The organism is Dyella subtropica (assembly GCF_026283965.1).
GTDB lineage: Bacteria > Pseudomonadota > Gammaproteobacteria > Xanthomonadales > Rhodanobacteraceae > Dyella_D > Dyella_D subtropica.
Map to the genome: position 1 here is coordinate 46748 of NZ_JAPDPD010000018.1, position 20987 is coordinate 67734.

A 20987-nucleotide genomic window follows, 5' to 3' on the forward strand; every position below is an offset into this window, starting at 1 on the left:
TCGCCAGGCAAATGTGATTCAAGGAGAGCGATTTGGCAGTGACGTATCGCGTCTATCAAGTTGACGCTTTTACCCGCACGCGTTTTACGGGAAATCCGGCTGGTGTCGTACCCCATGCGGATGGACTGAGCGACCCTCAAATGCAGGCGATAGCTCGAGAGCTCAACAACTCCGAGACGGCTTTCATCTTCAAGCCGAGGGCAAGCGATCACGATGTCCACATTCGCTTTTTTACGCCGACCATCGAAGTGCCGGTCTGCGGGCACGCCACTATTGCCGCGCACTATGTGCGTGCCATTGAACGGACGGCGGTTCGTGGGTGCGTGCATCAGCTCACGGGGGCAGGTGTGATGCGGATTGAGATAGAGCCGTCAGAGCACGGAGATTTTCGGATATGGATGCATCAGCGCCCGCCGACTTTTGGTCTTGTATTGACTGAGGGAAGGCGAAAGGCGTTGATTTCGGCTTTGGGTATCGACGAGCTGAGTCTGGGGCAAGGGCCTGTGGCGGTCGTCTCCACAGGGCATTCCAAAGTCATGGTTCCGCTGAGGGATCGTGCAACGCTCGATGGATTGAGGCCCGATCTTTCGGCATTGGCTTTGCTGAGCCAGGAGATCGGCTGTAACGGCTATCACCTTTTCACACTGGCCGATCCAGATCCTGGCGTCCTCGCGCACGGGCGAATGTTTGCGCCTGCGATCGGCATTCCCGAGGATCCTGTCACGGGCAACGCAAACGGGCCGCTCGGTGCGTATCTCGTACGGCATCGCCTGGTGCCGCTAGCGGTGGGGCAGACCAAGTTCTCCTGCACGATGCGACAAGGCGAAGCGATGGGACGGGCGGGTCTTGTCCAGGTCGAGGTGACCATCGATCAGGAGTCGCAGCTGCCCCTGGAAGTAAAGATCGCTGGCGAAGCTGTGGTCGCCTTTCGCACCGAGCTGGAGCTTTGACCCGCGCGACGCGATCGGAGCGAAGCACGCCTATACCTCGCGCGTGCGCTCTTCCAGCAGCCATGCGCGAAAGCTCGCCGCAGCCGGCGATGGCGCGGCGTCCTTGGGCCACACCAGGTAGTACGAGTAATCGGTGGCGACGGCGGTGTCGAACAGGCGCACTAGCGAGCCTTGTGCGATATCGCGGGCGGCAATGGCGCGACGGGCCAGCATGATGCCGCGTCCGTCGATGGCGGCTTGCAAGGTCAGGTTGGCGTCGTTGAAGCCAAGCACGCTGCGCGGTTCGACAAAACCCACGCCCGCCGCTTGAAACCATGGGTTCCAGCCGGGCGGCTCGGCTTGTAACAGTGGAAGTGCGAGCAGGTCTTTCGGCCGCCGCGGCAGCTTTCCGCCGGCGAAATCCGGCCGGCACACCGGAAACTGTTCCTCGCGCATGAAGAGTTCGGCGTGGACATGGGGCCATCCGCCAGGACCGAACCGGATGGCCAGGTCCACTTCCTCGCGCGCGAAGTCGACGTGCGCTGTCGACGTTCGCACGTTGACGTCCAGGCCCGGATGCGCGTCGAGAAAGCGACCCATGCGCGGCATCAGCCAGCGTGATGCAAACGAAGGCAGCATGCTGACCACCAGCCGGTTGGCCTGTTTGCGGCGCCGGATCTGCTCCGCCGATTCGGCGATGCGCTGCAACGACATGCTCACCTGCTCGGCAAGCTCGCGCCCCTCCTTGCTCAGGGTCAACTGTCGCCGCCCATGACGCAGGAATACCGGCGTACCGAGAAATGCCTCAAGCGATTTGATCTGGTGACTGACCGCACTCGGCGTCACGTGCAATTCCGCTGCGGCACGCGAAAAGCTCTGCAGACGGGCTGCGGCTTCGAACACCCGCAAGGCACTCAACGGTGGCAGTTCACGCGACATATAGATTAGAAATATTCACAAGACTTGCGAAAAATCATCGTTAGTAAGCCAAGCAGGCTGCGCCTAGCATGGCGGCATCTTCAACCAAGGATGCACGTGATGTTAGTCAAGCTCAACACAAAATACCTTGGCGCCCTGCTGTTGGCGTTGCCTCTTGCGCAGGCTCCAGCACTCGCCGCGGACACGCCCGACACCTCCAGCCCCGACACGTCGGTGCCACTCAAGGCTTTGCATTGCGGCCACCTGATCGACGTGGAGCAGGGGCGCACGTTGGGAGAGACCACCGTGCTCGTGCGCGGCGAGAGGATTGAGAACGTTGTCCACGGGCAGGCCGCGCCTGCCGACGCACAACTGATCGACCTGACGCACGACACCTGCCTGCCGGGCATGATCGACAGCCACGCGCATCTCACCTACCAGATCAGCCCTTCGTCGTTTTCCGACAAGATCCGGCGGAACCTCGCCGACTTTGCCATCGCCTCAACGGTCTACGCACGGCGCACACTGCTCGCCGGCTTCACCACTGTGCGTAATCTTGGCGACTACGGCAACGAGTCGATCGCGCTGCGCAATGCGGTCAACACCGGCACTGTTCCTGGGCCGCGCATCTTCGCTGCCGGCGTGCCGATCGGATCCACCGGTGGCCATGCCGATCCCACCGACGGTTTTCGCGCCGACTTGCAGGGCGACCCAGGCCCGAAGGATGGCATCGTCAACAGCCCCGACGATGCGTTGAAGGCTATCCGCCAGCATTACAAGGATGGTGTCGACGTGATCAAGATCATGCCGTCCGGCGGAGCCCTGGACGAAAGCCGCAGTGCAGACCGCGCGCAGATGACGCTGGAAGAAATCAAGGCCATCGTCGCCACCGCCCACGATTACGGCTTCACCGTGGCGGCGCACGCCCATGGCGCGGAGGCGATCCGGCGCGCCGTGCTGGGCGGCGTCGACTCCATCGAACACGGCACGTACATGAACGCCGAAGACATGCGGCTGATGAAGGAACACGGCACCTGGTTCGTGCCGACCTTGAGCCCGCCGGACTATTTGATCGGCAAGGCGAAAACGCCCGGTTACTTTTCGCCCCAGGTGACGGAAAAAATCTTGCACATGGGCAATCGCAACCAGCAGATGGCGCGTGATGCCTATAGAGCTGGCCTGAAGTTCGCCTTCGGCACGGATGCCGGTGTATATCCGCACGGTGACAACGCGCATGAGTTCGAACTGATGGCAAGCGCTGGCTTGCCGCCGATGTTCTGCATCCAGAGCGCCACCATCAACGCTGCGCAGCTGCTGGAAAGGGAGCGCGACCTGGGTAGCCTCGCGCCCGGCAAGTACGCCGATATCGTCGCTGTGCCCGGCGATCCCATCGACAACATAAGCCTGTTGCGCCACATCGACTTCGTGATGAAGGGCGGCGCCGTCTACAAATCGGGCGGCATCGCGACAGAGCCGAAGGCAGCGCCGTGATCGCTTCGCTGGCCTTGTTCGCCCTGTCGGCCGCCGTTGTCGTTGCGGTACCGGGACCCACCACGCTACTGGCGATGCATAACGGCGCCAGTGGCGGTTTATGCCTGGCCGCGTGCGGCGTGGCCGGCGCCGTGCTTTCCGACCTGCTTTTGATGGCTGCCGTCGCTGCGGGCATCAGTGCCTTGCTCGCCACCTCGGTGCTCGCATTTGTCTTGATCCAATACGTCGGTGCCGCGTATCTGGCCTGGCTGGCATTCAAGCTGTGGCAACACCCTCAAGCCATTGCGCCAGAGGGGCAGGCGGCCACACCTTCCTGCTTCCACGCATTTGCACGCAGCTTGCTGGCCGCACTGGGCAACCCCAAAGGTTGGTTGTTCTTCTTGGCATTGCTGCCGCCGTTTGTTCACCCACAACAAAATCTGGCTACGCAATATCTCAGGCTCGCCTTGCTCTTTGTGGTGATCGACGCGGTGCTGATGAGCGGGTATGCCCTGGTGGGCATATATGCCGCACGCGGGTTATCGCCTCGCTATGTGCAGCTGCTTCACCGCGGTGCGGCGCTGACGATGCTGGTGCTGGCGGTGAGTCTTTTGTTGTACGCACAGCCGCATCGATGAGTGGCTTCACGATGCTTGTGAGATCGCGAAGATGAGCCAGTCAAGCGACTATTCCTTGTAGGAGCGCAAGATACTGTGGCGTTTGATATGTAGGTGCCAGGCGCGGTGAGCGGTTACAGCAGGCTGTCGATGGGAAGCAGGCGGAGAAGCGTTACTTCCGCACGTCGCTTGGTGTTCGCCTCGGGCTCACTCCGGTAAGTGGCATCCTTGCCATCATCCGTGGCGTGCCAGACGAGTTGATGAGAGCCGGGATCAACGGTCACCTGATAGGCGTTGGAAGGAAGCGTCGCGGTATTGAAAAATAGGCCGATGGCGTGAGCAAGGCCGGGGGAGTCGACGATGACGCCCATTTCGGTATTCAGCAATTTTGAGCGCTGATCCATGTTCAAGGAGCCGATGAAAACCTGGCGACCATCCACCACGATGGTCTTTGCGTGCAGGCTGATGCCCGAGGACTTGCCGAGCGCCGTCGGCTGCTGACTCTGACCGGCGAACGGCTTCAACTCATAGAGCTGGACGCCGCCATCGAGAAGGTCCTTGCGATAGTGCACATAGCCCGCATGCGCTGCCGTCTCATCGGTGGAGGCAAGAGAGTTTGTCAGCACCTTGATCGATACGCCGCGCTGGGCGAGCGACGCAAGGTGTTTCGTGCCTTTGTCACCGGGAATGAAGTAAGGCGTGGTGGCCAAGATCTCGTGCTGTGCACTATCCAGCATCTCCTTGAGCCTGGGGCCGATGCGTAACGCCGGCACGTCGTGCGAGGCCTCGATCTTCTCAGGCTGATCGGCTACCAGTTCGGCGTCACCCCAAAACCAGGCGCCGCGCCGATCGGCGGTCGGGCCATTGGGGAGCTCATCCAAGACGGATAGCGCATAGTCGGACTCTGCAAAGGTGCGCATTTCTCGCTGCAGGACCTTCCGCGCGGTGCCAAGGCGTTGTGCGGAGTCGTCGGTATTGGCGGGACTCTGGAGTGAATACGCCGCATCGCAATTCCAGTAGGCGTCGAAGGCTACGGATGCCTGCTGGACAACGGGGCCGATCGCTACGACGTCGAGATCCCGAAAGTGCGTGTCGCTACCAGCATCGAAATACGGGTCGCCGATGTTCCGTCCGCCAATGATCGCCACGTTGTTGTCGACAATGAATGATTTGTTGTGCATGCGCCGATTGAGGCGCTGCCACTCGAGCATGAACTGCGCGGCACGGGAGAGCAGGGAAGGGTCCCGTGTCTGGAGAGGATTGAACAGCTTTATCTTGATATTGAGGTGTGAATTCAGCGCCTCAAAGAGGCGATCCTTATCGGTGAAATTGTTGCCATCGATCAACATTCGAACGCGCACGCCGCGATCGGCCGCAGCAAGGAGATGCTGCATCAAAAGATGGCCGGTCAAGTCGTTCGCGAAAATGTAGTACTGCAGATCGATCGAATGCTTGGCGTGATCGGCGAGAGCCACACGGCTCAGTAGCGCATTCGTGCTGAGAGTCAGCAATCGAAAGCCGGATTGATTCTGATGCTGGTTGACTTCCGCATGAGCGTACCGCGCGGAAGCTGTGTCGGAGGCTGGCGGCAAATGATGCGACTCCTCCTTTCCCTGGCTCAGCGGGAGCGTGGAACATGCCTGAAGGAAAAGGCAAAGCATGGTGAAGGCAAACGCGACGATTCGACGATCTGTTCGCATGTTCGCGCCCCGACATGGCTGTCTCCTGTCGCTGGGCGATCGTCGAAACTATCGTGGTCTCGAACGTACCGCTTCACGCGGGAGGCGACGAGTGAGTCTTCAGGTTCACCTAACCGATACAGGAGGTGGGTCAGGCCCTGTGAGCTGCTCTACGATAGCACCGCTCGACAGTCACACCGTTCGATCGTCAAACAAAAACATCTGCACATCAGGCGCCAACACCCGCCTGCCCGCCGCTGGAGGGCTACATGCTGCTATGAATGGCGGTATCGCAACGCGATGTTGGGAGGGGCAGATCGAGAACTGAAGAAGGGCCGCAGGTATCCATGCCCGCGCGCCCTCTCGACGCGCCCTCTCGATAAGAGGTCACGCGTACTTCTTCACCGCCCCTTCAATGGCAGCGCCAGCCTTGGCCAGGTCCTCGGGCACCATTACCGGGTGGAATTCGACGCTCGCATTGAAGGCGAGGAACCAGGGCTCGGCGATGGCCGGGATTTCGGCTGGTTCCTGGATGTCCAGAAAAATGAGGCCGGAGCGCTGGCCGTTGTTGTCGGTGAAGTACGTCGCCTCCGGCTTCAGGTCGCTCAGTATCGACTCGATCGTGGCACCGAGCTTTCCGGCTCTGGCGGCAGCGTTGCCCGATTCGACGGGAATAGTGACCTTGAGTAGGAATCGCATGACACGCCTCCTGGATGATCGGGTTGACGTAGGTTCGCGCGCCCTCTGGGCGCACGAACCTCATCCCGTTGCGGGGGAGGAACGCCGCCGGAGGACGCACGTTCCACTAAGGCTTCGCTGCGGGCTTTGCGGCCGGGTCGGCGGAGGCATGATCCACTGTGTACATCCAGTGGCCGCCGATCCGCTTTACCACCTCGGTGTAGCGCCCGGTGTCGGTCGTCGCCGCACCGCCGGCCTTGGGCGTATAGGTGATCGAATACGTACCCCAGCCGATCGAGTCGGCACCCATGGTCTTGCTGCCCATCCGCTTGAGCTCCACGTTGGTCACGGTGTGCTCGGCGAAGAACTTCGCATAGCTGTCATGGATGGCCTTGTTGCCCATCGCCATCGGCCCGCCCGGTGGCCACAGCACGGCGTCCGGTGCGTAGCACGCGGCCTCCGCGTCCGCATCGCCCGCGAGAAAGGCTTTGCGCCAGCAGGCGTCCGCCTGGTCCGCGCCGGAGTCGGATGCGTAACCGGGCCACGAGAGGGCGCACAGCAGCGTTCCGGCAACGATATACGTGAGTCGGGGCATGATCGGATCCTCCACGTTGGGCTTCACTGGGCGGCCTCGGGACGCTGGACCGCGACGCCGCAATCCACCGCTACCCGGCCGGAGACATAAGCGGCGCGGCCTGGCGTTTTGTCCATACGGCATTCGCTCTATGTCGCGGCCGGCAGCCACCGTCCCAAGCTTCCGCCATAATCGCCACCCTCGTGCCCCATGGAGCGGCATGAGTCTTTGCGCACACCACGTTAGGGAGAACATATGTTTCCGCGCAGCTTTCGTTCGCTATCTGCACTTGCCCTCGCCCTCGCCCTCGCCCTCGCCCTCGGCCTGACCTGCCTGGCTCAGGCTGCCTCCGCCGACGACTACAACCACAAAGCCCCCACGGCGTACCCTGAGTGGTTCGTGCCCATCGACGCCCTCGGCGTCTCGACCTGGCTGAACTCCGACGAGGCTTCGCTGATGGGGCATGGGCCGGATCACCATACCTATATCGGCAAGAGCCGCTTGTCACCGAAGCAGCTGGTAAGTCTGGTGCAGGCGTTCGCCAAGGCGAACCACTACGACACGATCGATGTCGTGGATCCTGAGCAGCAAATGTCCGCTCTTGAGTTTGATTCGGAGAAGCCAGCCAGCATGCAGCACGCGCTGGCTGTCAATCACAATCGAGTGGTTTCCATCGAAGCCTTCGACGACCACTTCACGCTGGTTTTGAACGACGGTCTGCTGGAGTAAGTTCTGCGGTGACACCTACCGCATTCTGTGCGTAGCGCGGTTGCTCAACCGCGCACGTCCGCTGCCGGAGGGCTGCCTTCGCCACCGCCGCGCTTCAACAACCACGCCAATACCGGCGGCAGCTCAATAACCGGGGCGCCTTCTTGGCTTTCGCAGTGAGCCGATCAATTACCCGCCGAAGCACTTGGCGTTGGTGAATTCGATCAAATCTTGCTGGAGCGGCGGCTCGGTGACCTTCTCGATGGCGAAATGCCCAACCATGTCGTCGTTACAGATCTTCACGTGGCTGCGTTCGGTTCCGTTCTCCAGCGTGCAGTAGCCACCGAAGCTGTTGTTGCTACCGGCGTAGCCTATCGGCAGGGCGATCAGGGAGGTGCAGCCCACGATTTGGCCTGCCATTTTCTGCTTGATCAGAGACTGGTTGAACGAGTCAATTCGGCTGCTTGAGTCCCGGCAGAGCACTACGCTGCGGCAGCTGTTCCCATCAGGGATGTCGCAGGAAGCCTTGTTCACGATGTATTTCACATTGCGCCCGAGCACGTCGATCCGGGCGGCGTAGGCGTCCTTCAAGCAGGCCTCATCCTGACAGAGATTGCGCGTGTACTTGATCCAATGGCGTTGCTCGCCGATCAGCTTGGCCTTGCTGGATGGATCGATGGCAGATAGCGCTTTTTGGTAGGTGTCTTGCAGTTGCGTATCCAGGCGGGAGACATTCGCGTTACCGCAGATCAGTTTCTCCACTGTGCTCTCGGCTTTGCCGCAATCGAAGCTGGCGGCAAAGGTACTCTCGGCGCATAGCACCAACACCATCAGGACCAAACAACGGATGGCTTTCATGGAATCACCTGTAAAACGAAACGTGTCGCAGACCGGGAGGTAGATCAGGACGCGTGTGACAGGTTTGATCTCGGAAGATCTGCTGCTTACCAACGCAACCGCCGCGCCAGGGCATCGCGCGGTTGCTCAGCCGCGCACGTCTGGTGCCTGCGTGCTGTCGTCGCCACCGCGCTTCAACAACCAAGCCAACACCGGTGGTGTCACCATCGCCGTAAGCAGCGACATCGCCACGATGATGGCGTACATACGGTCGCTAAAGACACCTGCGGCAAGGCCGAGGCTGGCAATGACCACGCCTACCTCGCCGCGTGGCACCATGCCGAAGCCGACGAGGGTGGCACTGCGCTTGCCGAGCGACAGCGCGCCGAGGAAGCCACCGGCCAGTTTGGAAATGATAGCGATGACCGTAACCACGGTGAGCATGATCAACGCATCGGCACTGGCCAGTTGGTGCAGGTCGATCTTGCTGCCGGTGATGACGAAGAAGAAGGGCGTGAGCAGGGCGAGCAGGGGTTGAACCTGTTTTTCCAGCGTGTGCTGTTGGCGCGTTTCCGAGGCGATCATGCCGGCGAGGAAGGCGCCGATGATGGCGGCCAGGCCGAACAGGGTGGAGATGTAGGCCAGGCCCAGGCAGAGGGTCAACACGACGGCCAACGCCGAATGTTTCCCATGTGGCTTGTCGAGCCAGGTGGAGTTCCAGCGCATCGCCCGCGCACCACCGAGGCCGATCACGGCGATGAAGCCGATGGCGCCGACCAGCGTGGTGGCCAGGTGCATCACGTTGAAGCCTTCGCCGCCTTGCAGCGACACCACCACGCCGAGCAGCAGCATAGCGAGGATGTCGTCGATCACGGCGGCGCCGAGGATCACCTTGCTCTCAGTGCGCTGCAGCGCATTCAATTCTTGCAGCACGCGCGCGGTGATGCCGGCCGATGTAGCGACGAAGGCGGCGGCGACGAACAGCGACTTGCCCCAATCGAATCCGCTGAGGTGTGCCCAGACACCGCCCATGCCGAACGGCACCAGCACACCGAGCACGCCGACGAGGAAGGCCACCTTGCCTACCTTCTTCAAATCTTCCAGCCGGGTTTCCAGGCCTACGGCGAACAGCAGCAGCACCACGCCGATCTCGGCCAGCACATCCAGCGGCGTGCCTACGGCGATCTGATCGGGAGTGATCCAGCCGAATACCGAAGGACCGACGATGCAGCCCGCGGCGATTTCGCCAACCACGCCCGGCAGCTTCAGGCGTTGAGCGATTTCGCCGCCGATTTGCGCGGCGATAAAGACGATGAAAAGGGTGAGCAGGATGTCGCTGGCGTGATGCATGCACAGACTCTTTTCGACGCAAAGATGCCCGGCATGCTACATGCTCCAACGCTGGCTTGTCCCTTGAGAGACGTCTCAGGCGAGCCGTCTGGGGTGATCCATGGCCAATCGGCTGAAGACCCAGCTCGCTGTGGCGGTGACCACGCCCAGCAGCAGCACGGTCCAGTGGAAGGCGATCACGTAGTCGTCATGGGCATGGCCTTGCAGCAGCGCCTCCATCAACAGCGAGGCCAGCGCGATGCCGAAGCTCATCGACAGGTATTGGGCGGTGGCAGCCATCGATGACGCCATCGAGGCGTGCTTCACGTCGAGGTCGTTGTAGATCAGCGTGTTCATGGCGGTGTATTGCAAGCCCATGAAGCCGCCGTAGATGAATACCATCGGTGCGATCACCCACATCGGCGAGTGTTTGCCGAGCAGGGCGAACGAAGCCAGCAGGAAGGCGACGATCAGCGTGTTGGTGAGCAGGAAGCGGCGGTAGCCCATGCGGGTGAGCAGGTGGTTGATCACCCATTTGGCGCTGATCGAACCCAGCGCTTGCGGCACCATCATCAAGCCGGCCATGGTCGGCGACCAGCCGCAGCCCACCTGCAGGAACAGCACCAGCAGCAGGAACATGCCGGACACGCCCAGCCGGGTGAACAGGTTGCCTGCGAGGGCAACCCACACGCTGCGTACGCGCAGCAGGGTGAGGTCGGCGACGGGGTGGGGCGTGCGCCGGCTGTGCCACACGTAAACGCCGCCGAAGATCATGGCGAGTACGCCGCTGATCGCGATCTGCGGCCATTGCCCGCCACCACCGCTGGCGACTTCCGATGCGGTGAGCAGCATGGCCGAGGCGACGGCAAACAGCAGGAAGCCGAGCAGGTCGAAACGGTGGGGATCGTCCAGGCGGTAATCCGGCATCTCGCGCCGGTTCATCCAATAGCCAATCACGCCCATCGGCACATTGATCAGAAAGATCAGGCGCCACGAGGTGTACTGCGCGAGCAGGCCGCCCAGTAGCGGCCCCAGCACCGAGCCAAGCAACCCCACCGTGGCGACGGTGCTCATGGCGCCCACGAAGTCGCGCTTGTCGACGCTTCGCACCAGCACGTAGCGGCCTACCGGCATCAGAGCAGCGCCACCCAGGCCTTGCAGCACGCGTGCGGCGACTAACTGGGACAGGGTTTGCGCCATGCCGCAAAGCAGCGAGCCGATGGTGAATACTGCGATGGCGGCTGCGAATACGCGCCGTGTGCCGAACCGATCGCACACCCAGGGGCTGGCGGGGATGAAGATGGCCAGCGTCAGCACATAGCTGGTCAGTGCGATGCGCATGCCCAGCGGCGTCACACCCAGCGCATCGGCCATGGCCGGCACCGCGGTGTTGACGATGGTGGAGTCCAGCGCCTGCATAAAAAAAGAGGCGGCGACCAGCCAGATCAGGCCGCGATAGCGCTCGCGCGAGGAAGCAGGAGGGGGCTGCCCGTCAGATGGATTGCGACCGGTGGGGTCGGAAGAAAGGGGGGCTTCCGCGGCGACGATGTTTTCTGGCATGACCGGCGCATGATAACGGCAAGAGCCTGTTCACGCCGCGCGCGGGTGCAATGTTCATCCGTGTTGGACCCCAGTTCGAATCGCTACTTGTAGGTTCATCCGCCTGGCGCAATTCTTTGGCACCTGCTTAAACGGCCCCGCTGGCGTTGGCGCAACGATCTGCAGCTCGCTGGCGATAGATAAGCGTTAATACCTATGCTTTTCGACCAAAGTCACAACTGTTTCACTTTGGGCTCTACAAGCTCACGTTCGAGTTTCGACCATCGGCGCGGGGACATCTTTACCTCGGCGCGTCTTTGTGCAATCGGCGCGGAGGCGCGCCGCATGGATAGGACATCATCATGAGTAGCAAGCCACCCATCGTTCTCTCCCGTCTTGATCTGGAACGCATCGAAGCCTTGCTGGAGCGCTTGTCGCCGGCGCAGGCGGATGGGTACGACGCGTTGCGCGCGGAGCTTGACCGGGCGGAGGTGTTCGAGCCCGCCGAGATGCCTCGCGACGTTGTGACCATGAATTCTCAGGTGACGTTCGAGGACGAGGGCAACGGCGAAAAGCTCACGCTGACCTTGGTTTATCCCCACGGCACGGGCACGCCCGGCACGGTGTCCATCCTGGCGCCGGTGGGTAGCGCATTGCTGGGGTTGGCCAAGGGGCAGCATATCGACTGGCCAACGCCGGATGGCAGGCAGCGGCGGCTGCACGTACTGGAGATTGGGTATCAGCCGGAGGCAGCGGGGCAGATGCATCGCTGAGTTCGGTTGAGCTTTGGAGGGGCGAGTGCTCAGGACGACCTGCTCCCTACGAGGATATGACCACCTCCCGACGAGCGAGGGTTTGCTTTTGATCTTGGGGGCCCCTGTGCAGCGGTGAGGGCTGGACGATAAGGCCCGCAGGGGCATGGGCATGGATGCCCATGCCTTTTCGACACGACAGGGACGTCGTGTCGAAAAGCCCGGCCAGACCTCATGGACTCGGAGGGCGAAGCCCGTAGAGCGCGAAACCGGGGTGGCCTCTCTTTTGGTTACTTTTCTCTGGCCAAACAGAGAAAAGTGACCCGGCCTCCGGCAGGAGGACGGAAGCCCGCGGCAGGCGAGCCCGCGCACGCAGACGTGACAACCGAGCGACAAGGCACTGGATCCCGGCCTGCGCCGGGGTGACGAAGTAGAAGCTCTATCGCGAGCACCCGCCCCTCACCCCAACCCTCTCCCCGGCGGGGAGAGGGAGCAGAAGCATGCTCATACACGCATTGAGTTGTGCACAAGAGACAGCTGCCAGCAGGTGGAGGAGCTAACTCCCTCAATCCCACTTTTTCGAGAACCCCACCTGCACGCCGCCCGGCAGCAGGCTGACGATCCAGGGCGATTGCCGATGCTCGGCCCACAGGCCCACGCTGACACCGATGGCCGCGCCCACCAGCACGTCGCTCTGCCAGTGAGCGTGCGCTTTTACGCGCGCCACGGCGTCATACGCCGGCAATAAGGCCAGTGCGTATACGGCGGGGTGTTCGTCGCCGTAGGTGGCGATGATGGGTGTGACGGCGGCGGCGATGGTCGATACCTCTCCGCTAGGGAAGCTCTGCGCGTGCCAGCCTTTGAACCACCGGTTGGGGCTGTTGGTTTGCGTCGGGCGTTGGCGCTGGAAGGTCCACTTCAGCGCTTGCGTGCCGACGCTGGTCACCACCATGGCATCGACCGAGCGCCAAAGAGTGTCGCCCAGCTGGTCGTTGTCGCCCAACCATAGGGCGCCGCCACTCACCGAAAGAATGGTGCCGTAGAGCAGCACCTGCTGGTTGCTGCGCTTCCAGATGCCGCTGTTGTCGTAGTGGATGGTGTGGTCGATGCCGAAGGGCCCGCCCCCGGCCCAGGCCTGTTGGGGTGCCAGGATCGCCCCCAGGGCGACCGTAAGCAGAAGCACGGTGAACCGTAGCGTGCGCATGGTCCGGTCCTCCCGCGACGGACGGACGCCGCCGCATCCGTGGCGAACGTAAACCCGTCCGCTTTCGGGCGGCTTACTCGTTAAACTCTGGCGTATGAGCCCCCTTGCCGCCCCTCTTCAGACCCGTGCAGCCGAGCTGCGCGAACGCATCGAACGTGCCAACTATCGCTATCACGTGCTCGACGATCCGGAAATCACCGACGCCGACTACGACCGCATGATGCGCGAACTTGAGGCACTGGAAGCCGAGCATCCTGCGCTGGCCACCGCCGACTCACCGACCCGCCGGGTGGGCGCCCGCGCCCAGGGCGGCTTTGCGGAAGTGCGCCATGTGCTGCCCATGCTGTCGCTCGGCAACGCCTTCGAGCAGGAGGGCGATGGCGACCGCGAGCGTTTTCGCGAAGTGGCGGAGTTCGAGCGGCGCATCGAACAGACGCTGGATCGCCGCGAACCCGTGTTTTCGGTGGAGCCCAAGCTTGACGGTTTGGCTATCAGCCTGCGCTATGAGAACGGCGTCTTCATGCAAGGCGCCACCCGCGGCGATGGTGAAACCGGCGAAGACGTCACCGCCAATCTGCGCACCGTTAGCGCGATTCCGCTGCGCCTGCGCGGCACCGACTGGCCGCGTGTGCTCGAAGTGCGCGGCGAAGTGATCATGCTGCACAAGGACTTCGAGGCCTTCAACGAACGCGCGCGCGCCGCGGGAGAAAAAACCCTCGCTAATCCGCGCAACGGCGCTGCCGGTTCGTTGCGTCAGCTCGATCCGGCGATCACCAAGAAGCGCAAGCTGAGTTTCTTCGCCTATGCCATTGGCGTGGTTGAAGGCGGCGTGATGCCGCCGACGCATTCGCAAACGCTGCAGAAGCTGCGCGAGTGGGGTTTTCCGGTATCGCCGGAAGTGAGTACGGCGCGTGGTTTCGATGGATTGATCGCCTTCTACCGTCGCATTGGCGAGAAGCGCGACAAGCTGCCGTATGACATCGATGGTGTGGTCTACAAGCTGGACGACTACGCCGGCCAACAAGAGATGGGTTTCGTCTCGCGCGCGCCGCGCTGGGCGATTGCGCACAAATTCCCGGCGCAGGAACAGACCACCACGGTCGAAGCGATCGAGATCCAGATTGGCCGCACCGGCGCTGCCACGCCCGTGGCGCGACTCGCGCCGGTGCCGGTAGCCGGCGTTACGGTCACCAATGCCACGTTGCACAACGCCGATCAGGTCGCGCGCCTCGATGTGCGCGTGGGCGATACGGTGATCGTGCGCCGCGCCGGCGATGTGATTCCGGAAGTGGTACGGGTGATTCCCGAGCACCGGCCGGCGCATACCGTGCCGTGGTCGATGCCGACGCATTGTCCGGTGTGCGGTTCCGCGCTGTTGCGCGAAGAGGGCGAGGCGGCCTGGCGTTGCTCGGGCGGCCTGGTCTGCGCAGCGCAGCGCAAGGAGGCGTTGATCCACTTCGCCGCGCGCCGCGCCATGGACATCGAAGGCATTGGCGAGCGTTTCGTCGATGCGCTGGTGGATTTCGGTTACGTGCACACGCCGGCCGATCTGTACCGGCTCACGCTGGACGATTTTCTCGAGATGAAGCGCCGCGCCGACGAACGCGAAGGCACCACGCCGGAAACGGTGAAGCAGGGCAAGGTCGCTACCAAGTGGGCCGAGAACCTGATCGAAGGTATCGAGACCAGTAAGCGCACGACCTTGCCGCGCTTCCTGTTCGCGCTGGGCATCATGCATATCGGCGAGAGCACGGCGAAGACGCTGGCCGCGTGGCTGGGGCGGCTGGAGTACGTGCGCACCATGCCGGAGCCGGTGCTGCGCGTGTTGCCGGATATCGGCGGCGAAGTGGCGAGTTCCATCGCCGGCTTCTTCGCGCAGGCGGGTAACCAGAAAGTGGTCGACGATTTGCTGGCGTCCGGTATCGTGTTCAGCGACGAAGCCGAGCCTTCGCCCAAGCTGCGCGAGCGCCTCGGGCTGGACGTGCTGCTGGACATGGTGAAGATCTCCAAGCTGGGCCCGAAGAGCACCAAGCAGTTGGTCCAGCACTACGCGAATCTGAAACAGCTGATGGCGGCGGGGCAGGCGCAATGGGTCGTGGCGGGTGTGCCTTCCTCGGCGGCCATCAATCTCGACGCCTTTCTTGCCGACGAGGCGAACGTAGTGCCGTTGCGCGAAGCCGAAGCCGCCATGCAACGCCTGCTCGAAGCCATTCCGGCGTCGGCGGGCGCCATGGTCGCTCCGCTGGAAGGATTGACCGTGGTGCTCACCGGTACGCTCTCTTCGCTTGGCCGCGATGAGGCCAAGGATCGGTTGGAAGCGCTGGGTGCGAAGGTGTCCGGTTCGGTGTCGAAGAAAACCAGCTTCGTCGTGGCTGGCGAGGCCGCCGGTTCCAAGCTCGACAAGGCGCAGGAGTTGGGCGTGGAGGTGTGGGACGAAGCACGCCTGCTGGCCTTATTGGCCGAGCACGAGGGCGGGGCATGAGCACGCAAGACGGCGACGACCGCGTCATTCCGTTGGGACGTCATCATGCGCCACTGCAATTGCGCGCGCGTCTCTATGCACAGGTGCGCGACTTTCTCGCTGAGCGCGGCGTGTTGGAGGTGGAGACGCCGATCTTGTCCGCGGCCGGCAATACCGATCCGAACATCGAAAGCTTCAGCGCGAACTTCAGCGGTCACGTCGATGCCGGTCCGCGCGAGCGCTGGTTGCGTACCTCGCCCGAATACTCGCTCAAGCGCCTTCTCGCCGCGGGTGTGGGCGATTGCTACGAGCTGGGGCGGGTCTTCCGCAATGGCGAAGCGGGCGGACGCCACAATCCTGAGTTCACCATGCTCGAGTGGTACCGCGTGGGTTGGGACCATCGCCAGTTGATGGAAGAAACCATCGCTTTGGTGGAGACCGCGCTGACACTGGTTGGCCGGCGCGGGGAAGTGGTGGTGGAGAGCTATCGGCAGCTGTTCCTCGATGAGTTGGGGATCGACCCGATCCATACCGAGATCGATGCATTGCGCGCGCCGTTGAGCGAATTCGGTATCGACCCGGAGGGACTGGGTCGCGACGACTGGCTTGACCTGTTGATCACGCACAAACTGCAACCGGCTTTCCCGCGCGACCGCATCACGGTGATCCACGACTACCCGGCCAGCCAATGCGCGCTGGCCAGGATTCGCCCTGGCGACCCGCCGATGGCGGAACGGTTCGAGCTGTACCTGGGGCGCTACGAACTGGCCAACGGGTATCACGAGTTGAACGATGGGACCGAACAACGCAAGCGCTTCGAGCGCGACAACGCGGTGCGCCGTGCGCGCGGCTTGCGCGAAGTGCCACTGGATGAGCACCTGCTGACGGTGCTGGATGCGATGCCCGATTGCGCGGGTGTGGCGCTTGGGATGGAGCGCTTGCTGATGTGCCTTGCCGGCACGGATGCCATTGCCGACGTCCTGGCGTTTCCGTTCGCGGAGGCTTGAGCGTTTTGCCGCTCCCTCTGCTAGCGGTTGTCCCTTGTGCACAACTCAACGCGTGCATGAGTGTGCTTCTGCTCCCTCTCCCCGCCGGGGAGAGGGTTGGGGTGAGGGGCGGGTGCTCGCGATACCGCTTCTATTTCATTACCCCGGCGTAGGCCGGGGTCCAGTGTCTTTGCGCTTCGATTGTCACGTTTAATTGCTTTGGCTCGCCTGCGGCGGGCTTCCGTCCTCCTGCCGGAGGCCGGGTTACTTCTCTTTGTTTGGTCACGCCTGAGCAGGAGCGAAGGCGAACAGCGCAGCTGGCCCGAAGGGCGGAGGGCATGGATGCCCGGAGTCAAGAGAAGTAACCAAGAGAAAGACCACCCCTCTTCCGCGCCCTCCGGCTTCGCCTGCGGGTCCGTGAGGTCTGGCCGGGCTTTTCGACACGACGTCCCTGTCGTGTCGAAAAGGAACCGCCATCCATGGCGGTCCCCCTGCGGGCCTTATCGTCCAGCCCTCACCGCTCCACAGGGGCCCCCAAGATCAAGAGCAAACCCTCGCTCATCTGGAGGTAGTCATATCCACAAAGGTTTCGATTGACTCGCCCGCCACGGCCACGCAGAGTGGCCCGCGTGCCACTACCTATGAGGCTTCAATGAAACCGAGCGCTCCCGGCCTGATCCTTATCGTGATCGGCGTGTTGTTCCTGCTGCGCAACCTGGGCTTTGACCTGCGGTTGGGTCAGCTGTTCGCTACGTGGTGGCCTTTGGTGCTGATCGCCCTGGGCGTCGGCATGCTGTTCCGGGGCAATCTGCCCAAGCTTTGAGCGCGTCGCACGGGTCAGTCGCGCGGCGGCTGGCACGTGCGAAAAAACATGGAACAGGCATGAGCAACCCGCTGCTATCCGCCATTCACCACGTTGCTTTGATCTGCTCGGATTACGCGCGCTCCAAGGCGTTCTATAGCGAGACGCTGGGGCTGCGCATCGTGCGCGAGGTGTATCGCGAGGCGCGCGATTCGTGGAAGTGCGACCTGGAGGTAAGCCCGGGTGTGCAGCTGGAGTTGTTCTCTTTCCCGTCACCGCCGCCGCGAGTTTCGCGGCCGGAAGCGCAAGGCTTGAGGCATCTCGCCTTTGTGGTGCCGGACGTGGAGGTGGCCGTCGCCACGCTGCAGCAACGCGGTGTGAGCTGCGAACCGATTCGTGTGGACGAATACACCGGCCGTCGCTTTACCTTCTTCGCCGATCCGGACGACTTGCCGATCGAGTTGTACGAAGCGGGTTGAGGTATCGCGGTGGGGCGCCGCGAAGAGCCGGAGCCCGGCAGCATCGGTCTCCGATGCATGGCCAGACTCCGGTGGATGTCACTTCATCAATCCTTGCTTTCCAGCAAGTGACGATAGATCAGGCCGCCCACGGCACCGCCGATCAGCGGAATCAGCCAGAACACCCACAGCTGCTGGATGGCCCAGCTGCCCTGGAACAACGCGACGCCGGTGCTGCGCGCCGGGTTTACGGAGGTGTTGGTGACCGGAATGCTGATCAGGTGGATCAGTGTCAGGCTCAAGCCGATGGCGAGAGGGCCGAAGCCGGCCGGTGCGCGCTTGTCGGTGGAGCCGTGGATCACGATCAGGAAGAAAGCGGTAAGCACCAGCTCAGCCACTATGGCCGCGTGCAGCGAATAGTGGTCGGGGGAGCGGTCGCCGTAGCCGTTGGAAGCAAAGCCCGCACTGGCGTCGAAGCCGGCCTTGCCGCTGGCAATCAAATACAGCACGCCAGCTGCCGCGATGGAGCCGATGACCTGCGCGACGATGTAGGGCACCACGTCCTTGGCAGGGAAGCGGCCACCGGCGCACAAGCCTACGGTCACCGCCGGATTGAAATGGCCGCCGGAAATATGGCCGACCGCGTACGCCATGGTCAGCACCGTCAGGCCGAAGGCGAGCGAGACGCCCACAAAGCCGATACCGAGTCCGGGGTACGCAGCGGCCAGCACGGCGCTGCCGCAGCCACCGAACACCAGCCAGAACGTGCCGAAGAACTCGGCGGTCAAGCGCTTGCCTATATTCATGTGTAGGTCTCCTTGCGACGGCGGGAAGGGAAATCCAAAAAGAGTTTTGTTGCCCCTGTTGGCAGGGCTCCATGCCCATGCGCGGGGCTAGCCTAGCAAACTGTTCGGACGAGGGAATATGGGGCGCGTCCGATGGCTGGCGGTGGTGAGTGCGTTTGGTGCTATGTTGCCCGGCACCTTCCGATGCCGCACCGCGCACCCATGATGCAAGCCGCTCCGTCAGTGCCCTCGCTTGAGACGTCCGCTTCGCCTCTCTCCCGCAACGATTTCCGTACGCTGTTTCTGGCTGCGCTAGGTGGCGCGCTGGAGTTCTACGATTTCGTCGTGTTTGTGTTCTTTGCTTTGCCGCTGAGTGAGCTGTTCTTTCCGAAGGGCACCGCTCCTTGGCTGGCGCACTTGCAGGTGTACGGCATTTTCGCGGCCGGCTATCTCGCGCGACCGTTGGGCGGCATCGTGATGGCGCACTTTGGCGACCGCCTCGGGCGCAAGCGCATGTTCACGCTGAGCGTCTTCCTGATGGCCGTGCCCACGTTGGCGATCGGCTTGCTTCCGGTGTATGCGCAAGTCGGGCTGCTTGCGCCGATGCTGCTGCTTCTGCTGCGCATCGTGCAGGGCGTGGCGATCGGTGGCGAAGTGCCGGGAGCATGGGTGTTCGTGGCCGAGCATGCGCCAAAGGGGCGGGTGGGTTTTGCCTGCGCCAGCCTGACCTCCGGTCTGACTGTCGGCATTCTGATTGGCTCGCTGACGGCGGCCTGGATCAATCATCACCTCAGCCATGCGGAAGTGCTGGCCTGGGGTTGGCGCATGCCGTTCCTGCTCGGTGGTGTGTTCGGCTTTATCGCGGTATGGCTGCGCCGCTGGTTGAGCGAGACGCCGGTATTCGCCGCCATGCGCGAACGCAAGGAGCTCAGTCGCGAACTGCCGCTGCGTACCGTGCTGACCTCGCATCGCGGCAGCGTGGTGACGTCGATGCTGGTGACCTGGATGCTGACGGCGGCCATCCTGGTGTTGATCCTGATGTTGCCGAATCTGGTGCAGAAGCAATTCGGGCTTGCGGCCGACGTGGCGTTCCTCGGCAACAGCCTTGCTGCGTTCTTCCTTTGCCTGGGTTGCATCAGCTATGGCTGGCTGGTCGATCGGATCGGTGATCGCCAGGCCTTGCTGCTGGGTTCGGTGGCGTTGTTGGTCGGCACTTATGTGTTGTTCGGCGACCTGGCGAACGGCGGCGCGCATTTCCTGGTGTTGTATTCGCTGGTGGGGTTTCTGGTGGGTGCAGTGGGTGTGGTGCCCGCCGTGATGGTGGCGGCCTTTCCGGCGCCGATCCGTTACTCCGGTCTGTCTTTTGCCTACAACGTGGCTTATGCCGTGTTTGGCGCCAGCACGGCCACACTGATCGATGTGTTGGCCGAGCGGGTGGGGCGGATGGCGCCGGCGCATTATGTGGCGGTTACAGCGGTGGTGTCGGCTGCGGTGGCTGTGTATCTGCTCAAACAGCGGCGCACCCCTTGGTAGGAGCGCACCCGTGTGCGCTCCTACAGGGCGGTTTAGAACTCGAGTTCTTGTGATGCGCAGAGGTAATCGATCATCGGCGCGATGCGCTTGAACGTGGCGACGATCCACGGCAGCAGTTCGGCCGAGCAGGCGAGTTTTTCGTCGAAGCCTTCGCCGGCCGCGAAGTCTTTGCGTTTGATGTCTTCGATAAGTTCATGCTCCGGATCGAAGCCGCGCGGCGGACGGCTCAGCGCTTCGCCCCAGAAGGTGAAGTGTTCGCGGAACGCTTTGCTTTGCGTGGCGCGCTTCCAGGCGGTTGGGTTGTCGGCGAGGAAGGCACGCAGGCGTTTGAGGGCGTCGGGCTCCGGATGCCACATGCCGCCACCGGCGAAGCAATCGCCGGGCTGGATGTGCACATAGAACGACGGCGCCGGGATTTCATGGCGACGCTCGTGGAAGAAGCGCGAGCCCTGCCACGGCTTGTAGGGCAGCTTGTTGTTGGAGAAGCGCGTGTCGCGATAGATGCGGAACAGCGAGCCGCCGTTCTTGCGCGGATCGGCGCGGTAGTGCGGGCTGATCTTCGCCAGTGGCGCCTGCATATCGGTGATCAGGGCCAAAAACGGGTCGCGCACGTCGCGCTCGTATTCGGCCTTGTGGGCCTGGAACCATTCGCGGCTGTTGTTACGGTCGAGCGCGCGCAGGAAGCGGAAGGTCGCGGGCGAGAAATAGCTGGTGGGCATATGGCGTAG

Annotated in this window: 20 protein-coding genes; 10 read left to right on the forward strand and 10 right to left on the reverse strand. The window is 62.7% G+C overall.

All coding sequences use genetic code 11. The annotated features are described in order from the left end of the window. Positions 1 to 38 precede the first annotated feature (38 nt). The gene (locus tag OUZ45_RS15670; RefSeq protein ID WP_266171141.1) at positions 39 to 950 is read left to right on the forward strand and encodes a PhzF family isomerase; all 912 of its coding nucleotides are present in this window, start codon (positions 39 to 41) and stop codon (positions 948 to 950) included. Between the two features lie 30 nt (positions 951 to 980). Here the strand turns inward: OUZ45_RS15670 and gcvA are convergent, their stop codons facing one another. Further along, on the reverse strand, positions 981 to 1868 hold the full coding sequence (gene gcvA / locus OUZ45_RS15675) for a transcriptional regulator GcvA (RefSeq protein WP_266171080.1): 888 nt from the start codon (positions 1866 to 1868) through the stop codon (positions 981 to 983). Between the two features lie 99 nt (positions 1869 to 1967). On the opposite strand from gcvA, the gene OUZ45_RS15680 reads away from it, so the two are divergent. Continuing rightward, the gene (locus OUZ45_RS15680; RefSeq protein WP_266171081.1) at positions 1968 to 3338 is read left to right on the forward strand and encodes a metal-dependent hydrolase family protein; all 1371 of its coding nucleotides are present in this window, start codon (positions 1968 to 1970) and stop codon (positions 3336 to 3338) included. Continuing rightward, positions 3335 to 3955: a LysE family translocator gene (locus tag OUZ45_RS15685; RefSeq protein WP_266171082.1), complete on the forward strand. Its 621-nt coding sequence runs from the start codon at positions 3335 to 3337 to the stop codon at positions 3953 to 3955. The genes OUZ45_RS15680 and OUZ45_RS15685 overlap by 4 nt, the downstream gene beginning before the upstream one ends. Before the next feature lie 113 nt (positions 3956 to 4068). Here the strand turns inward: OUZ45_RS15685 and OUZ45_RS15690 are convergent, their stop codons facing one another. From OUZ45_RS15690 to OUZ45_RS15700, 3 genes are all read right to left on the reverse strand, one after another. Continuing rightward, positions 4069 to 5634, reverse strand: a complete 1566-nt coding sequence (locus OUZ45_RS15690) for a phospholipase D family protein (protein ID WP_266171083.1) — start codon at positions 5632 to 5634, stop codon at positions 4069 to 4071. A 366-nt stretch (positions 5635 to 6000) separates the two neighbouring features. After that, positions 6001 to 6312, reverse strand: coding sequence for a hypothetical protein (locus OUZ45_RS15695; RefSeq protein ID WP_266171084.1), 312 nt, complete (start codon positions 6310 to 6312; stop codon positions 6001 to 6003). Positions 6313 to 6418: 106 nt separating this feature from the next. Beyond that, the gene (locus tag OUZ45_RS15700; protein WP_266171085.1) at positions 6419 to 6886 is read right to left on the reverse strand and encodes a YybH family protein; all 468 of its coding nucleotides are present in this window, start codon (positions 6884 to 6886) and stop codon (positions 6419 to 6421) included. A 234-nt stretch (positions 6887 to 7120) separates the two neighbouring features. On the opposite strand from OUZ45_RS15700, the gene OUZ45_RS15705 reads away from it, so the two are divergent. Next, a complete protein-coding gene (locus tag OUZ45_RS15705; RefSeq protein ID WP_266171086.1) occupies positions 7121 to 7594 on the forward strand; it encodes a hypothetical protein in 474 nt (157 codons plus the stop codon). 168 nt (positions 7595 to 7762) lie between these two features. On the opposite strand, the gene OUZ45_RS15710 is transcribed toward OUZ45_RS15705, so the two are convergent. The 3 genes from OUZ45_RS15710 to OUZ45_RS15720 form a co-directional block, all read right to left on the reverse strand. Next, on the reverse strand, positions 7763 to 8431 hold the full coding sequence (locus tag OUZ45_RS15710; RefSeq protein ID WP_266171087.1) for a lysozyme inhibitor LprI family protein: 669 nt from the start codon (positions 8429 to 8431) through the stop codon (positions 7763 to 7765). 126 nt (positions 8432 to 8557) lie between these two features. Beyond that, positions 8558 to 9760, reverse strand: coding sequence for a cation:proton antiporter (locus OUZ45_RS15715; protein ID WP_266171088.1), 1203 nt, complete (start codon positions 9758 to 9760; stop codon positions 8558 to 8560). Positions 9761 to 9835: 75 nt separating this feature from the next. Continuing rightward, a complete protein-coding gene (locus OUZ45_RS15720; protein ID WP_266171089.1) occupies positions 9836 to 11299 on the reverse strand; it encodes an MFS transporter in 1464 nt (487 codons plus the stop codon). Positions 11300 to 11640: 341 nt separating this feature from the next. Here OUZ45_RS15720 and rnk point away from each other — a divergent pair, with 341 nt between their 5' ends. Then, complete coding sequence (gene rnk, locus OUZ45_RS15725) at positions 11641 to 12051, forward strand: nucleoside diphosphate kinase regulator (RefSeq protein ID WP_266171090.1); 411 nt, start codon at positions 11641 to 11643, stop codon at positions 12049 to 12051. A gap of 544 nt (positions 12052 to 12595) precedes the next feature. On the opposite strand, the gene OUZ45_RS15730 is transcribed toward rnk, so the two are convergent. Further along, complete coding sequence (locus tag OUZ45_RS15730; protein WP_266171091.1) at positions 12596 to 13234, reverse strand: phosphatase PAP2 family protein; 639 nt, start codon at positions 13232 to 13234, stop codon at positions 12596 to 12598. A gap of 94 nt (positions 13235 to 13328) precedes the next feature. On the opposite strand from OUZ45_RS15730, the gene ligA reads away from it, so the two are divergent. The 4 genes from ligA (at position 13329) to gloA2 (ending at position 17962) form a co-directional block, all read left to right on the forward strand. Next, positions 13329 to 15716 (forward strand): NAD-dependent DNA ligase LigA, encoded by a 2388-nt coding sequence (gene ligA / locus OUZ45_RS15735; protein WP_266171092.1) that lies wholly within the window; start codon positions 13329 to 13331, stop codon positions 15714 to 15716. Then, the gene (epmA, locus tag OUZ45_RS15740) at positions 15713 to 16702 is read left to right on the forward strand and encodes an EF-P lysine aminoacylase EpmA (protein WP_266171093.1); all 990 of its coding nucleotides are present in this window, start codon (positions 15713 to 15715) and stop codon (positions 16700 to 16702) included. Before ligA ends, epmA begins: the two co-directional genes overlap by 4 nt. Positions 16703 to 17333: 631 nt before the next feature. Then, positions 17334 to 17504 carry a LiaI-LiaF-like domain-containing protein gene (locus OUZ45_RS15745; RefSeq protein ID WP_266171094.1) on the forward strand — a complete coding sequence of 57 codons (171 nt, stop codon included), beginning with the start codon at positions 17334 to 17336 and terminating at the stop codon, positions 17502 to 17504. Between the two features lie 59 nt (positions 17505 to 17563). Then, complete coding sequence (gene gloA2 / locus OUZ45_RS15750; protein WP_266171095.1) at positions 17564 to 17962, forward strand: SMU1112c/YaeR family gloxylase I-like metalloprotein; 399 nt, start codon at positions 17564 to 17566, stop codon at positions 17960 to 17962. An 86-nt stretch (positions 17963 to 18048) separates the two neighbouring features. Here the strand turns inward: gloA2 and aqpZ are convergent, their stop codons facing one another. Next, positions 18049 to 18747 carry an aquaporin Z gene (aqpZ, locus tag OUZ45_RS15755; protein ID WP_266171096.1) on the reverse strand — a complete coding sequence of 233 codons (699 nt, stop codon included), beginning with the start codon at positions 18745 to 18747 and terminating at the stop codon, positions 18049 to 18051. Between the two features lie 201 nt (positions 18748 to 18948). Between aqpZ and OUZ45_RS15760 the strand changes: the two genes are divergently transcribed. Beyond that, the gene (locus OUZ45_RS15760; protein ID WP_425601698.1) at positions 18949 to 20259 is read left to right on the forward strand and encodes an MFS transporter; all 1311 of its coding nucleotides are present in this window, start codon (positions 18949 to 18951) and stop codon (positions 20257 to 20259) included. A gap of 32 nt (positions 20260 to 20291) precedes the next feature. Here the strand turns inward: OUZ45_RS15760 and OUZ45_RS15765 are convergent, their stop codons facing one another. Next, positions 20292 to 20978, reverse strand: a complete 687-nt coding sequence (locus OUZ45_RS15765) for a DUF2461 domain-containing protein (RefSeq protein ID WP_266171097.1) — start codon at positions 20976 to 20978, stop codon at positions 20292 to 20294. Positions 20979 to 20987 lie beyond the last annotated feature (9 nt).

What these genes read in the sequence shown, in the direction of transcription:
- OUZ45_RS15695 (WP_266171084.1), bottom strand. Translation starts at nt 6,312, where the DNA reads ATGCGATTCCTACTCAAGGTCACTATTCCCGTCGAATCGGGCAACGCT.
- OUZ45_RS15680 (WP_266171081.1), top strand. Translation starts at nt 1,968, where the DNA reads ATGTTAGTCAAGCTCAACACAAAATACCTTGGCGCCCTGCTGTTGGCG.
- OUZ45_RS15710 (WP_266171087.1), bottom strand. Translation starts at nt 8,431, where the DNA reads ATGAAAGCCATCCGTTGTTTGGTCCTGATGGTGTTGGTGCTATGCGCC.
- gcvA (WP_266171080.1), bottom strand. Translation starts at nt 1,868, where the DNA reads ATGTCGCGTGAACTGCCACCGTTGAGTGCCTTGCGGGTGTTCGAAGCC.
- OUZ45_RS15730 (WP_266171091.1), bottom strand. Translation starts at nt 13,234, where the DNA reads ATGCGCACGCTACGGTTCACCGTGCTTCTGCTTACGGTCGCCCTGGGG.
- OUZ45_RS15765 (WP_266171097.1), bottom strand. Translation starts at nt 20,978, where the DNA reads ATGCCCACCAGCTATTTCTCGCCCGCGACCTTCCGCTTCCTGCGCGCG.
- OUZ45_RS15690 (WP_266171083.1), bottom strand. Translation starts at nt 5,634, where the DNA reads ATGCGAACAGATCGTCGAATCGTCGCGTTTGCCTTCACCATGCTTTGC.
- ligA (WP_266171092.1), top strand. Translation starts at nt 13,329, where the DNA reads ATGAGCCCCCTTGCCGCCCCTCTTCAGACCCGTGCAGCCGAGCTGCGC.
- OUZ45_RS15700 (WP_266171085.1), bottom strand. Translation starts at nt 6,886, where the DNA reads ATGCCCCGACTCACGTATATCGTTGCCGGAACGCTGCTGTGCGCCCTC.
- gloA2 (WP_266171095.1), top strand. Translation starts at nt 17,564, where the DNA reads ATGAGCAACCCGCTGCTATCCGCCATTCACCACGTTGCTTTGATCTGC.
- epmA (WP_266171093.1), top strand. Translation starts at nt 15,713, where the DNA reads ATGAGCACGCAAGACGGCGACGACCGCGTCATTCCGTTGGGACGTCAT.
- OUZ45_RS15715 (WP_266171088.1), bottom strand. Translation starts at nt 9,760, where the DNA reads ATGCATCACGCCAGCGACATCCTGCTCACCCTTTTCATCGTCTTTATC.
- aqpZ (WP_266171096.1), bottom strand. Translation starts at nt 18,747, where the DNA reads ATGAATATAGGCAAGCGCTTGACCGCCGAGTTCTTCGGCACGTTCTGG.
- OUZ45_RS15760 (WP_425601698.1), top strand. Translation starts at nt 18,949, where the DNA reads ATGATGCAAGCCGCTCCGTCAGTGCCCTCGCTTGAGACGTCCGCTTCG.
- OUZ45_RS15745 (WP_266171094.1), top strand. Translation starts at nt 17,334, where the DNA reads ATGAAACCGAGCGCTCCCGGCCTGATCCTTATCGTGATCGGCGTGTTG.
- OUZ45_RS15705 (WP_266171086.1), top strand. Translation starts at nt 7,121, where the DNA reads ATGTTTCCGCGCAGCTTTCGTTCGCTATCTGCACTTGCCCTCGCCCTC.
- OUZ45_RS15720 (WP_266171089.1), bottom strand. Translation starts at nt 11,299, where the DNA reads ATGCCAGAAAACATCGTCGCCGCGGAAGCCCCCCTTTCTTCCGACCCC.
- rnk (WP_266171090.1), top strand. Translation starts at nt 11,641, where the DNA reads ATGAGTAGCAAGCCACCCATCGTTCTCTCCCGTCTTGATCTGGAACGC.